This is a genomic window from Bacteroides congonensis (assembly GCF_900130125.1).
GTDB lineage: Bacteria > Bacteroidota > Bacteroidia > Bacteroidales > Bacteroidaceae > Bacteroides > Bacteroides congonensis.
The window spans coordinates 378928-393339 of record NZ_FQXY01000007.1; the positions used below are offsets into that span (position 1 = coordinate 378928).

At 43.3% G+C, this 14412-nt stretch carries 12 protein-coding genes and 1 tRNA gene; 3 read left to right on the forward strand and 10 right to left on the reverse strand.

Translation table 11 applies throughout. From position 1 onward, the window contains the following. Nucleotides 1–4: 4 nt before the first annotated feature. From BQ7997_RS02940 to feoB, 9 genes are all read right to left on the reverse strand, one after another. Entirely contained in the window at nt 5–1291 is a 1287-nt protein-coding gene (locus BQ7997_RS02940; protein WP_022136781.1) for a site-specific integrase, read from the reverse strand. Nucleotides 1292–1298: 7 nt separating this feature from the next. Next, the gene (locus BQ7997_RS02945) at nt 1299–2549 is read right to left on the reverse strand and encodes a site-specific integrase (RefSeq protein ID WP_073343375.1); all 1251 of its coding nucleotides are present in this window, start codon (nt 2547–2549) and stop codon (nt 1299–1301) included. A gap of 264 nt (nt 2550–2813) precedes the next feature. Continuing rightward, a complete protein-coding gene (locus BQ7997_RS02950) occupies nt 2814–3563 on the reverse strand; it encodes a phage integrase SAM-like domain and Arm DNA-binding domain-containing protein (protein ID WP_022136779.1) in 750 nt (249 codons plus the stop codon). A 107-nt stretch (nt 3564–3670) separates the two neighbouring features. Then, a complete protein-coding gene (locus BQ7997_RS26210; protein WP_073343378.1) occupies nt 3671–4150 on the reverse strand; it encodes a transposase in 480 nt (159 codons plus the stop codon). 20 nt (nt 4151–4170) lie between these two features. Next, nucleotides 4171–4506 carry a transposase gene (locus tag BQ7997_RS26215; RefSeq protein ID WP_073343381.1) on the reverse strand — a complete coding sequence of 112 codons (336 nt, stop codon included), beginning with the start codon at nt 4504–4506 and terminating at the stop codon, nt 4171–4173. 28 nt (nt 4507–4534) lie between these two features. Continuing rightward, nucleotides 4535–4915: an ISAon1 family transposase N-terminal region protein gene (locus tag BQ7997_RS02965; RefSeq protein ID WP_022136870.1), complete on the reverse strand. Its 381-nt coding sequence runs from the start codon at nt 4913–4915 to the stop codon at nt 4535–4537. A gap of 147 nt (nt 4916–5062) precedes the next feature. Continuing rightward, nucleotides 5063–5134 (reverse strand) — tRNA-Cys (locus tag BQ7997_RS02970). Between the two features lie 51 nt (nt 5135–5185). Further along, nucleotides 5186–5401 carry a hypothetical protein gene (locus BQ7997_RS02975; RefSeq protein ID WP_044657127.1) on the reverse strand — a complete coding sequence of 72 codons (216 nt, stop codon included), beginning with the start codon at nt 5399–5401 and terminating at the stop codon, nt 5186–5188. Then, nucleotides 5398–7884, reverse strand: a complete 2487-nt coding sequence (gene feoB / locus BQ7997_RS02980) for a ferrous iron transport protein B (protein ID WP_073343598.1) — start codon at nt 7882–7884, stop codon at nt 5398–5400. The genes BQ7997_RS02975 and feoB overlap by 4 nt, the downstream gene beginning before the upstream one ends. A 164-nt stretch (nt 7885–8048) precedes the next feature. Between feoB and tilS the strand changes: the two genes are divergently transcribed. Further along, complete coding sequence (tilS, locus tag BQ7997_RS02985; protein ID WP_073343384.1) at nt 8049–9329, forward strand: tRNA lysidine(34) synthetase TilS; 1281 nt, start codon at nt 8049–8051, stop codon at nt 9327–9329. On the opposite strand, the gene BQ7997_RS02990 is transcribed toward tilS, so the two are convergent. Beyond that, nucleotides 9314–10150: a 4Fe-4S binding protein gene (locus BQ7997_RS02990; RefSeq protein WP_022136774.1), complete on the reverse strand. Its 837-nt coding sequence runs from the start codon at nt 10148–10150 to the stop codon at nt 9314–9316. The genes tilS and BQ7997_RS02990 overlap by 16 nt on opposite strands. A 234-nt stretch (nt 10151–10384) precedes the next feature. Between BQ7997_RS02990 and rho the strand changes: the two genes are divergently transcribed. After that, a complete protein-coding gene (gene rho, locus BQ7997_RS02995; protein ID WP_073343387.1) occupies nt 10385–12628 on the forward strand; it encodes a transcription termination factor Rho in 2244 nt (747 codons plus the stop codon). Between the two features lie 197 nt (nt 12629–12825). Then, nucleotides 12826–14292 carry a sulfatase family protein gene (locus tag BQ7997_RS03000; protein ID WP_073343390.1) on the forward strand — a complete coding sequence of 489 codons (1467 nt, stop codon included), beginning with the start codon at nt 12826–12828 and terminating at the stop codon, nt 14290–14292. Nucleotides 14293–14412: the final 120 nt, after the last annotated feature.

The following is a 14412-nucleotide window of genomic DNA, read 5'->3' on the forward strand; positions in this document are numbered from 1 at the left end:
TATCCTATTCGTTGGCAAATACTACCTTCCGAATCCGTTTCTTTGTCGGAGCATCCGATAAATCATATTTGCCCTCTATAGTCTTTGCCAGATTCGTCATATCCTCGTCTATCTTCGTTTTGGTAACCTCTGCATAAATTTGGGTGGTCTTAATAGATAAATGCCCCATCATTTGGCTAAGCGATTCAATCGGCACGCCTTGTGTCAGGCAAACAGTTGTGGCGAACGTAAAACGGCTCATGTGGAACGTCAGTCGTTTATCAATACCCGCCGCTTTGGCAAGCCGTTTCAATTGCCAGTTCACACAAACATGGTGTTGCAGTTTGAAAACCTTTCCATTCGTTCCTGCAAATTCCGAATCCTTATACCTATCAAGAATCTGCTTCGGAATATCCAATAATGGAATGTACGAAGCCGTTCCCGTCTTCTGTCGGTTCAACACAATCCAAAGGCTGCCGTCTTCCATCGTATGAATATTCGTATGTTTCAGGTTTTCCAAGTCAACGAACGTAATACCCGTGAAGGTCGAAAAAATGAACATATCGCGGGTAAAATTCCACGTGGCATGTTTGGTGATTACTTTCATCAACCGCGTTATTTCGTCATTGGTTAGCCACGGGCGTTTAGGCATGATTCTTTCGGGAACGTAATCGAAAAACGGGTCTTGCCGTATCATTCCCTTATGGAACGCCCGTTTGACAATCGTACGGAAAGGAACCATGTTCGTTTTTACCGTGCGGGGCGTCATCCGCAAATCTATTTTCAGGTAGTAGGCTAAGGCTTCTATCATGGCAACATCGACTTTCCCGAACGGAACATCATCGACACCGTATTTTTCCCGTAGAAAGTCTTTAAAATGGCTCAATGCCGTAGGATAAACGGGATAGGTACTTGCCTCGATTCGGATTCCGATACTTTTCCGTTTTTCTTCTACCAAACTAACATATTCCTGCATGACGGTATTTTGGTTAAGCCCGATGCCCCGTAAGGCGTTTTTCAAGGCTTCAGCAGTTACATAGCCGTTGTCGCTTACAAGGGTTTTGTAATGTTCCTCAGTTTCTGTCCGATACTTCTCTATTTCCTGATTAATACCGTTTACTTCTTTGGATTTACCGACCGCCAATCCCGATTTGGCATCCCATTGTTCGGGTAAAACATCAAGCCCCGTGCTGAATGTCGTACTTTTGCCGTCAACAGTTATCCGTCCGACTATCGGACATTTACCCGATTTTTTCGTTTTACTCGTATTGAGGTAGAACAGTATTCCGAAGGTGCTTCTATTGATTTGCATAGTGATGTTACTTTGATTGTTGGACATAGGAGAATTTGTTGGCAAGCCGTTTGGACAACGCTTTCATATCGTTTCCGATTTTCTCGTTATTGACACGGGCGTATCGTTGGGTAGTTTGAATATTACGATGCCCCATCATACGGCTGACACTTTCTATTGGAACGCCTTGCGACAGGCACAATTGGGAAGCGAAGGTATGCCGGCTTTGATGGAAGGAAATCGCTTTATCAATCCTGCAATGTCGGGCGATAATTTTTAGGGCATAGTTGATTCTGCCTTGCCCCAATACGGGAAAAACAAGATTTTCCTTTGCCAAGCCTCTGTACTTTTCCAAAATCTTTACGGGAATATCCAACAGTTTTACATGGAACGGAATGCCCGTCTTTTGGCGCGACATGGAAATCCAAAGGCTATCGTCTTCTTCGGTAACAATATCTTTCCAAGTAAGTTTTTTCAAATCCACGTAGGAAATGCCCGTGAAAGCGGCGAAGACAAACAAATCACGGATAAAGCACTGGCTTTGCGATTCCAACGGCGTGGATATAAGCCGTTCAAATTCTTCTTTCGTCAGTGAACGGATTTGAAATTCAGGCTTTTTGACTTTGAAACCCAAGAACGGCGGGTAAGTTATCAAATTCCGATGCAGGGCTAAACGTACCGCTTTAAATAGCAGAAAAATAACCGTTGCCACCGATTCATCCGTCATTTTCCGTTCGACCCGCAAATGAAAATCGAAGGCTTCGATAAAAGGCAGGTCTAACTGATTCAGCGGAATATCCTGAACCTTGTACTTCGCAAGAATGAAGCGTTTCATTTGCTTGTAAGCGTTCTTATACTTCGGGTAAGTCGATGCAGACCTGTCGATTCCGATTCTCGCATGAAATTCCTGCATGATTTCTTCGAAAAACACAAGCAACGTTTTTTGTACTGATGCCATGCCCTGAAAGGCGTTCTTCACTTCCGAAGCGGTTACCTTTCCCGTCCGCTTTAGAATGTCCTTGTAATGCGCGTGTATAGAGAGATTAATTTTATTAATCTCTCGGTTAAGTTGGGTAGCCTTGCGGCTTTTCCCTGTTGCCCGCCCCGATTTGACGTCCCAAAGGCTTTCTTCGATTTTCAGTTTTGAACCGAATTGGGCAATGCTTTTCCCGATGATGATTTTTCCGACAATCGGATAAACTTCATTCGGATTGGTTGATGCCAATCCGCTTTTTCCTTCCCGTTTCAGGTAAAAGGAGACTTTTAATTCGTCACTCATAACACTCACATTTTAAGTTGGTAAAATTACGTTCTTTGTGAGTTATTTGAGCAATGTAAACCTTAGACATACAGCGTTATAGCCAGCCAATCAAAGCCGTCAAATTGCCTTGTTTTGCATCGTTCCAAATGGGTAACGTTATAGAAGCGGAAAGGCTGCGCTACTTTGCATTTTTCGACAATTCCGGCATCGGACAGCCGAAGCCATCGAAAGACATAGTTTGCTGATAACTATTCAATTACCTTTCTTTTTCTTTCCTTGCTGCTACTGTGATAGGTTGGTATAGCAGCTAAACAAGAACTCTCTTAGTACCTCCTGTTTCCCTTTGCTGTATTCTTTCTTATCGTACACCGCTTGCAGCTTTTTAAGCTCTTCTTCTGTAAGTACATCGCTATTTTGAGCCTTGATATTCTTTTTGATTTCAAACTTTTCATAAGGGTTCTTTGCCAGCTTTTCCTTATCAACAGCGATACCAATCAGAAATTTCAAGTTAGAGTGCTTCTTATAAACAGTAGAAAGAATATTACCAACTTCCAATTCGTGATTGTGGAACTGCTGGATAAAGTCCAAAGTAATCTCGCCAAAAGAAAGGGTAGGTTTCCACTCCTTCATGGTATTGATTAGCTTGTAATAGTTGGAAATCGTTCCAACTGCACGGGATTGCTTTAGCTGCTCTATCTCATTCTCTATGAAAACATAGAAATCCGTATTGCCGTGATGCTTATCTTTCAGGCGTTCCAAGAATTGAGGGATAGACAATGGGGTAAAGAAGTTCTCCATTACTATCGTATCTGCCTTCTGATATACTTCACTGATGGCTTTGTTATAGTAGTAACAACGAGGTTCAGAACCACGTACTGTATTCGATACCTTGTTCCAATGCTTAGGGTAGACTGCTATGTTCATACTAATAAGAGTAGAACGACGGTAAGCAGTGTAACGCAGACAAACCATTTGTTTGCCTTCTTTGGTTGCGTAGTCTTTGCGCAACTCAATCTTAATCGTAGCTTTCATTACAATTCTTCGCTGTTTTACTGTAAAACAATTGTAAAACAAAAGCTGAAAACTATGAAATTTCGGCTCAGTTGTAAATCTTGGGGGATTAACTAGTGTTAATTCCCTCATGCATATACTTTGGCTAACCTAAATAGGAAAAACTTTCTGTCTACTACCCCTCTAAATGATGCTCTAAATGCCTTTATTTTGGCATTAAATGCTTCTGCCTCCGCATTCGTACTTCTGTTCACAAAGAAGTTCAATATTCTTTCATAATGGTTTTCAATGGAATTAGCCACAGTGGAAAATGTGTCATATCCATATTCTTCTATTTTATTGTACCATAACGCGAGTTTGGCTCTTGCCACATCCTTGTCATAAGTAGCCGAGAATATCTTTCCTAACTGGAGTGAATAGTAGTATACATGCTTGATATCCTCAAACTGTTTAAATAAAATTTCTGCTCTAATCTTCTGACTTTTGGTCCATTTATCAGGTGATTTAAAAAGAAGATATCTACTTCTGGCCAGGAGTTGTTTGATTGTATCCCCATTCTCAAATACTTCCGGTTCATAATCAATTCCTCTCTTTCGTGCTTCTTTCATCCGCTTGTTTTCTTCCTTGATTATCTGGCGATTTTATACATGCTTGCGGCCATGTCCAAAGTGATTTCCTTGACTTGCCGGCGTATATCTTCCGGAATCAACATCAGTACAGCTATAACGTCTTCCGCTTTAGTCCCCTTAATGACTGCCACAATAGAACCTTTTCTTCCATGTTTGTCCTTATTGATAATGATTGTGTAAAGCTCTCCCTTGCTTAGGGCTGTCTCGTCTATACAAAGACGATAGCCGACATTCTTGGGATAAAGAATATAATCTTGGGCATGCTCTTTTTGTTCCCAGTCTTTATAATCACTTAAATGTTCTTTGTATTGACTCTGAAGCTGTTTACCATCCATACAATAATGTTCAGCTACGCTTTGGCAGCTAACGGCATGATTGTCTAAGTAATTCTTTTAAAAATGCTCCGAACTCTGCTGTAATGCGAGTGCCGGAGGCTACCAAAGTCCAGTCACGACTATAGGTCTGTCCTGTTGTAGGCTCTTCCCAACGACGACGTTTGATACGCAAATAAACTGCTTTTCCACGGATAGGGAAATCTTGTACTTCAATCTCGGGAAAGAAGCCTTTGGAATGAAGATGAAGGTCGGAATATTCATCAGGGATAACAGCTTTCTCTTCCAAATAAAGGATAAAACAGGTATCTTGAGAAATACTGTCAACAAGCGTAAAATAATCAAGTAAGCCCGAAGGTAAGAACAAGCTTAGGGCATCAATTAAAGCTATGGATTGAGAAGGAGTTTTCATGATGCAAAAGTAGATATTTTAACCAAATCCCCCAAATTTTCAGACTGAGCCGAAATTTCTTCTTCCAATCCTTCCACCACAGAGGACGTAAGTACTTAAAAAACAGAAGGATTAGAAATTTTCATTCTAATCCTTCTTTGGCTTTAGAGGTTCCTGGCGGATTCGAACCGCCGTACACGGTTTTGCAGACCGCTGACTAAGCCACTCATCCAAGGAACCGTTATTTCTCGTTTGCGGTTGCAAAGGTAGTACAAATTTTGAAATTACCAACTATCCGCAGCAATTTTTCTTTGTACTTTTTTTCTTTACACTGCATTCGTTCCGTTTCTTCTCCATCATATCCTTTAGTTCACAGCCACTTACACAACTGTCGCAAGGATTAGCGCTTTCCCGCGTACGACGAAAAAAAACATAAATTCCGTATATGACTCGGGCAATGCAGAGTACAATCAGTACTCCGACTACCCATTCCTGCCAATTATTCATACAAATAGTCCTCCAATCTGATAAACCGCGAATGAAACAAGCCAGGCTAATCCCGTCGTGTAACCGGCAGCGAAGAGAGCCCATTTCCAACTGCCGGATTCCTGCTTGATAGCTGCCAATGCCGCAATACACGGGAAGTAAATCAGCACAAACAACATATAACAGAAAGCAGCCAATGGAGTTATCGGTATCCGCTCCGCCAAACTAGCTTCGTCAGCTTCCGGATCATCCACATACAGAACTCCCAAAGTACTTACAACCAATTCTTTCGCTCCTACTCCCGAAATCAAGCCGATACCCAACTTCCAGTCAAATCCCATGGGCGCTATCACCGGCTCTATTGCACGGCCAAGCTGACCTATATATGAATTTTCCTGTTGTTCAGCTACCGTCTCATAGGCATCATGATTCGGATAATAACCCAAAAACCAAATGATAATAGAAGCAATCATTATAATTCCTCCCATCTTCTTCAAGTACTGTGCCCCTTTCTCCCATGTATGGCGGAAGATCGACTTTGCTGTCGGCATCCGGTAAGGCGGAAGCTCCATCACAAACGGAGTATCATCCCCTTTCACCAGAAACTTACTGAACAAACGTGCCAATAACACAGCCAGCAATATTCCAATCGCATAAATACTTAACAACACCAGACTGGCATTGTTCGGAAAGAAAGCCCCTACCAGCAATAAATAAATAGGCAGACGCGCACTGCAGGACATCAACGGATTAACCAACATCGTAATAAGGCGGCTCTTCCGGTTCTCAATCGTACGGGAAGCCATGATTGCAGGCACATTGCATCCGAATCCCATAATCAACGGAATAAATGACTTTCCGTGCAACCCCATCTTATGCATAATCTTATCCATAATAAACGCAGCACGTGCCATATATCCTGAATCCTCCATTAACGAAATACAGAAATACAGAATAAGAATATTCGGCAAGAAGACAATGACTCCCCCTACTCCACCGACAATACCGTCAACCAGCATATCCTTCAACGGCCCTTCGGACATATTATTACGTATCAAATCACCAATCTGTTCCACTAGCCATTCAATTCCCATCATCGGATATTCCCCAAGCACAAACGTGCCCTCAAACATCAGATACATGAAAAGGAAAAAGATGGGATACCCCCAGATACGATGAGTAACGATAGCATCCAACACTTTTGTAGTCTGCGCTTGCTCCAAATGATTATCTGTAAATGTCTCTTTCAAAGCACCACTGATAAAACCATATTTTGCATCCGTAATAGCAGATTCACAATCTTCATTCATCGTGCCCTGAACACGTTTAGCCATTTTATCACGAATACTGAGAATATTTTCCGCATTCGGCAAAGTGCGCACAAAGCTCTCTATATCCGGATCGTTCTCCAATAATTTGATAGACAGGAAACGGGTGGAATATTTATGGCGGATAAATTCGTTCTTGGAAACCTCCTCCTTTACCGCTTCAATGGCTTTCTCCAAATCAGGCCCATGATTGATATGAATATGGCGGAACACACGTCCGGTTTTCTTATGTTCACGCACATAGTCTTCCAAGTGTTCCTCTTCATGGTGTTTCCGATCTTCCAAAGAATCATGCCATTCGGTCAAATCCTTGAGCACTTCCGGGTTCATATTCCCTTGTTTATCAAAGAAGTCGACTCCTTCATAGAGATTAATGACAACATGAAACAGAGTATCCAATCCACGATTTTTCTTACTTACCGTAGGCAACATCGGAACTCCGAACAATTTGCTCAACAAATGGTAATCCAATGTGTTTCCACTGGCTTCCAGTTCATCGTAAATGTTCAGAGCCACGACCATACGGACATTCATGTCAATTAGTTGGGTAGTCAGATATAAATTCCGTTCGAGGTTCGAAGAGTCGACCACATTAATAATCACATCCGGGGTTTCGTCGATAATATGACGGCGGACATAAATCTCTTCCGGTGTATATGCAGACAAAGAATAGGTTCCCGGCAAATCGACAATGCGAAAATGATAACCTTCAAAATCGAAATAACCTTCTTTGGCATCTACGGTCACGCCACTATAATTTCCGACATGCTCGTGAGCACCGGAAGCCAGGTTAAACAAAGAAGTCTTGCCACTGTTCGGGTTTCCGACCAAGGCAACATTGATGGTACGGCGTTTACCTAACGCCAATCGTTTCATCTCTTCTTCTTTTACAGATATATCTTCAGGCAGTCCTTCATGATAAATAGCCTCTTCAGCCAGTTTTTTAGCTTCCTCTTCACTGACTACTTCAATCATCTCAGCTTCCTGACGACGAAGGGATATTTCATAACCCAGGACTTTATATTTAATGGGATCCTTTAGTGGAGCGTTCAACAGTACTTCAACCGTCTTACCTTTGATAAAACCCATCTCCACAATACGTTTACGAAAACCACCGTGCCCCAATACCTTAACGATGACACCTTTTTCGCCTGTTTTTAATTCGGACAAACGCATAACTCTCAAAATTTTCGGCAAAGATAATTCATAACTTCGGAGCATGCAAATTATTTAGATTGTTTTTAAATAACAAGCTTTTTCGTATTCCAAGACACTGCCTGCAACTAAAAACAACGGTCATTCACTTGAGATACTTTAATAAACTATTATCTTTGCAGAATATGATACAACAACGGATTAAACAGTATATAGAAAAAGAGGATTTATTTTCTTCCGGCAGTAAAATCCTGATCGCATTGAGCGGCGGCGCCGACTCGGTGGCATTGCTATGCATCCTTCATGCGGCAGGTTATCCTTGTGAAGCGGCGCATTGCAATTTCCATCTGCGCGGCGAAGAATCAAACCGCGACGAGCAGTTCGTCCGCCAACTATGCAAGAAATATGGAATCCATCTGCATACAATTGATTTTGACACTACCCGATACGCTGCCGAAAAACATATCTCCATCGAGATGGCAGCCCGTGAACTACGCTACAACTGGTTTGAAGAAATAAGAAACCAATGCCGTGCCGATGTCGTAGCAGTTGCCCATCATCAGGATGACAGTGTGGAGACGATACTGCTGAACCTGATCCGAGGAACAGGTATCACCGGATTATTGGGAATCCGCCCCCGCAATGGAGTTATCGTACGCCCGTTACTTTGTATCAACAGGGAAGAAATCATGCGATACCTGCAAAGCATCGGACAGGATTATGTGACAGACAGCACTAATCTGGAAGACGAATATACCCGTAACAAAATCCGGCTCAACCTTCTTCCGCTCATGCAGACCATTAATCCATCCGTAAAAAACAGCCTGATAGAAACCAGCAATTACCTGAGTGATGTGGCTACTATATATAATAGGTATATAGAAGAAGCCAAAACGAGAATAGCCACAACAGAAGGTATCCGAATCTGCGAATTAGTAAAAGAACCGGCACCCGAAGCACTTTTATTTGAAATACTACATCCATTGGGATTCAACTCCGCACAAATCAAAGACATCGTCCATTCACTTCACGGACAATCGGGAAAGCAGTTCAGCAGTAAAGAATGGAGAGTGATTAAAGACAGGGAGTTTCTTTTATTAGAAAAAATTCAGTCGGAAGATAAAGAAGAACTCCCTTTTCAAATCATCAAAGAAGAAAAAGAATATACTTCGGACTTTCAGATTCCACGAAAAAAGGGAACTGCCTGTTTCGACGCAGACAAACTGGACGAAACAATCTCTTATCGGAAATGGCGGACTGGCGATACCTTTATCCCTTTCGGAATGAAAGGAAAGAAAAAAGTAAGCGATTATCTGACCGACCGCAAATTTTCTATCAGCCAAAAAGAACGCCAGTGGGTACTCTGTTGCGGAGAACGCATTGCGTGGTTGATAGGCGAACGGACAGACAACCGCTTTCGTATTGATGAAACGACCCGACGTGTCGTTATCTATACAATAGTTTGAGGAAGTTTCTGTTTCTTGAAGCAATCAGACAGTAATGTAGCAAAAGGAGTATCATATACCCTTGCCTTCTTGGTGCAGACTTTCACGCAGGCACAACATTTGATACATTTGGTTTCATCCGTATGCAATTCATTCCCTTTGGTAATGGCTCCTACCGGACAATGCACCACACACAGTCCGCAATGAGTACACATACTTTCATCCTCCACCCAAGGAGTACGGGGAAGTGGCGTGCCGCTTTTGCGGAGCTTTATAACCTTCCTCAAAAAACGGAACAAAGGGAAGAAGGGTTGGGCCGGACGTCTGATGGCACGTACATCTACCGGATAAAGAGTATCCATACTATCGGCAGTCTGTATTTTTTCTATTATTTTTGTTCCAAAATCCGTAGCGAAAGCCAAGTCGGCGTCATTAGGGCGTCCGGCGGCAATCGGATGCTTTTCGGTGCTGTAAGAGTGCTCTCCAATAAAAGTCGCCCCAGCAATCACTTTCAATCCGTGAGGAACGGCAAAAGCGTCCAGTTCCATCAAAGCTTTTTCATAAGCGCGGTTTCCATAAACCACGACTAAGACAGTAGGGGTATCCAGTCCGCGAATATTCTGCAAACGCTCCATTGCCAAAGGAGCAACATGTCCGCCATATACAGGAACTACAATAACAGCCAATGCAGATGTGGGGATTACGATTTCCTCAGCACTCTGTTGAGTGACATTTACGGGAAGAATATTTTTTATGCCCGTTCCGTGAACAATCGCCTCCGCTATTTGTTTTGATGTGTGTGTAGGCGAAAAATAAATTAAATAAGCTTCATTTACTGTCATACTATTTTCTTTTATATAGCAAAGATACACTTTTACGTGGAAAAAAATGGTTGATTGTTCATGAAACCAAAAAAAATTATTATCTTTGCCCCGTTGAAACATTCTACGATTCAACACATACATCCCTAATTCATAATAAAAAACAAAACGTATGCTTGCATATCTGTGGCTATAAGCTGTAGTAATGCTGTCCATAATTCAGCTAAAAGAAATATTAATAACTTACCATACTATATGTATAACATTATCCAATTAAACGACAAAGATCTGTCGGAGCTTCAAATTATTGCCAAAGAGTTAGGCATAAAAAAAGCAGACTCATTCAAAAAAGAAGACCTTGTTTATAAAATACTCGATGAACAGGCCATTGTAGGAGCTACTAAGAAAGTTGCCGCAGACAAACTCAAAGAAGAGCGCAAAGAAGACAAGAAAAAGCGTTCGCCGCGTGTAACTCCTGCCAAAAAAGAAGACAAGGCAGTTTCCGCAACAAAGAGTGGAGAAGTGGCAAAAAACAAAGAGGCTGCTCCTGCTAAAACACAACAACCTTCCAAAGAGGTAAGTGCAAACAAAGAAAAAGAAACTCCTGCCGTTGAAGCCAAAGCAGAAAACACTGCTGCTCCCAAACGTAAAGTAGGCCGTCCACGCAAGGGTGCTGACGCTGCTGAGAAAAAAGAAGTAGAAAACGCCAAACCGGCAGCTACCAAAGAAGCGGAAGCAAAACCGGCTGTTGTAGCAGAAAAGCCTGCTGAAACTGCAAAGAAAGCCGCTCCGGTGCAACAACCTGCCGAAAAGAAAGAAAAAGAGAATAAACCGGTTACTGAAACAAACAGACCTGTTGTGGAAGCAAACAAGCCTGCTGCAGAAGCCAACAAACCTGCTGCTGAAAAGAAAGTAATAGCAAAGCCACAAAAGAAAGCTGCACCTGTTATTGATGAGGAAAGCAATATCCTGTCCAATGCCGATGATGATGATTTCATCCCAATCGAAGACCTGCCTTCTGAAAAAATAGAGCTTCCTACCGAACTGTTCGGTAAGTTCGAGGCTACCAAAGCAGAACCGGTACAAACGGCATCTGAACAGCCCTCTTCTCATCCGCAGCAGCAACAATCCCAGCAACAGCAGCAAGCTCAACAGCAACGTCCGCGTATTGTTCGTCCACGTGACAATAATAATAACAACGCCGGTAACAATAATAACAACAATAATAATTTCCAGCGCAACAATAACCAAAATCAGAATCAGAACCAACAGCGCCTGCCTATGCCGCGTGGCAATCAGCAGAATAATGCTCATGAGAACCTTCCGGCACAGCAACCACAGGAGCGCAAAGTTATCGAGCGCGAAAAGCCTTACGAATTTGACGATATCCTCAACGGAGTAGGCGTTTTGGAAATCATGCAGGATGGATACGGATTCCTCCGTTCTTCTGATTACAATTACCTTTCTTCTCCGGACGATATTTACGTATCACAGTCACAAATCAAACTGTTCGGTCTGAAAACCGGTGATGTAGTAGAAGGTGTTATCCGTCCGCCAAAAGAAGGCGAAAAATATTTCCCGCTGGTCAAGGTATCGAAAATCAACGGACGTGACGCCGCTTTCGTTCGCGACCGCGTTCCTTTCGAACACTTGACTCCCCTCTTTCCGGATGAAAAGTTCAAACTTTGTAAAGGCGGCTATTCAGACTCTATGTCTGCCCGCGTTGTAGACCTTTTCGCTCCGATTGGTAAAGGACAACGTGCATTAATCGTCGCCCAGCCAAAGACCGGTAAGACTATCTTGATGAAAGATATTGCAAACGCCATTGCAGCCAATCACCCGGAAGTGTATATGATTATGTTGCTGATTGACGAACGTCCTGAAGAAGTAACCGACATGGCGCGCAGCGTTAACGCGGAAGTTATCGCTTCTACTTTCGACGAACCGGCAGAACGCCACGTAAAAATCGCAGGTATCGTATTGGAAAAAGCAAAACGTCTGGTTGAATGTGGTCACGACGTGGTTATCTTCCTCGATTCTATCACTCGCCTTGCACGTGCATACAATACAGTTTCTCCGGCATCCGGTAAAGTACTTTCCGGTGGTGTCGACGCTAACGCACTGCACAAGCCCAAACGTTTCTTCGGTGCCGCACGTAACATCGAGAACGGCGGTTCACTGACTATCATCGCCACGGCCCTGATTGATACCGGTTCCAAGATGGACGAAGTTATCTTCGAAGAATTCAAGGGTACGGGTAACATGGAGTTGCAGCTCGACCGCAACCTGTCCAACAAGCGTATCTTCCCGGCAGTCAACATCACTGCATCCAGTACTCGTCGCGACGACCTGCTGCTTGACAAGACAACTCTCGACCGCATGTGGATATTACGCAAATACCTTGCCGACATGAATCCGATTGAAGCAATGGATTTCGTAAAAGACCGTCTGGAAAAAACAAGGGATAACGACGAATTCCTGATGAGCATGAACAGCTAATCAACGGAAAACAATAAATGATGAATGGTGGTCATACTGTGAGAGAATCGCAGTTTGGCCACCATTCTCTTTTTCAATATTTCATTTTTGTACAAATTACTGTCAATTGCGTCCAAAACTACTCCCCTGCCCTTTTTTACATTCCCTTTTTTCCTACTTTTGCTTCAAAATCAACACCACTTAAATTCTAACCAAGAATGAAAACGATTTATCCTTTTATGGGTTTAGCCCTATGCGGCATAGCAGCCCAGGCACAAGAAAAGCCGAATTTCCTGATTATCCAATGCGACCATTTAACGCAACGCGTCGTAGGCGCTTACGGACATACACAAGGTTGCACCCTTCCTATGGACGAAGTCGCTTCAAGGGGAGTTATCTTCTCCAATGCTTATGTAGGCTGCCCCCTCAGCCAACCTTCACGCGCAGCCTTATGGAGCGGCATGATGCCTCATCAAACCAATGTACGTTCCAATTCCAGTGAGCCCATCAACACAAGTATACCGGAAAACGTTCCGACATTAGGAAGCCTTTTCTCCGAGAACGGTTACGAAGCCGTACACTTCGGAAAGACTCATGACATGGGTTCGTTAAGAGGATTCAAACATAAAGAACCGGTAGCCAAACCGTTCACCGACCCTGAATTTCCTGTCAACAACGATAGTTTCCTGGATGTAGGAACCTGTGAAGACGTAGTAGCCTATCTGAGCAATCCGCCGGAGGAGCCTTTCATTTGCATTGCCGATTTTCAAAACCCACATAACATCTGCGGATTTGTAGGAGCGAATGAAGGTGTACATACAGACCGTCCGATTAGCGGTACTCTTCCCGAACTGCCTGCCAACTTTGATGTCGAGGACTGGAGCAGTATCCCTACTCCCGTACAGTATATCTGTTGCAGTCACCGCCGCATGACGCAGGCTTCCCATTGGAGCGAAGAAAACTACCGCCACTACATTGCCGCTTTCCAACACTATACGAAAATGGTATCCAAACAGGTAGATAGCGTATTGAAAGCACTCTACTCCACACCCGCCGGAAAGAATACCATCGTAGTCATCTTAGCCGATCACGGTGACGGAATGGCTTCACACCGTATGGTAACCAAGCATATCAGCTTCTATGATGAAATGACAAATGTTCCGTTCATCTTTGCAGGCCCCGGCATCAAACAACAGAAAAAGCCGGTAGACCACCTGCTCACACAGCCCACGATAGACCTTCTGCCTACTCTTTGCGACCTGGCAGGTATTTCCGTTCCGGCAGAGAAAGCAGGAATCAGCCTTGCCCCTACATTAAAAGGAGAGAAACAAACGAAAACCCATCCGTATGCCGTTTCCGAATGGCATAGCGAATATGAATACATAACTACCCCGGGACGCATGGTACGTGGCCCAAGATACAAATACACCCACTACCTGGAAGGTAACGGAGAAGAACTCTACGACATGAAGAAAGACCCGGGAGAACGTAAGAATCTTGCCAAAGACCCTAAATATACAAAGGTTCTTGCAGAACACCGTGCAATGCTCGATGACTACATCACCCGGACAAATGACGATTATCGCAGCCTGAAAGTAGATGCCGACCCACGGTGCAGGAATCACACCCCGGGCTATCCCAATCACGAAGGTCCCGGAGCACGTGAGATTCTCAAAAGAAAATAAAATAAAAAAAGAGCGGAGATTACAAGAAAATCTTCGCTCTCTTTTTTTCTTCCGTATTATGCGGCTGACACAAGAACTACCCGAAACCATCGTCCGGCATGATGTCAACCGGAAATAGTT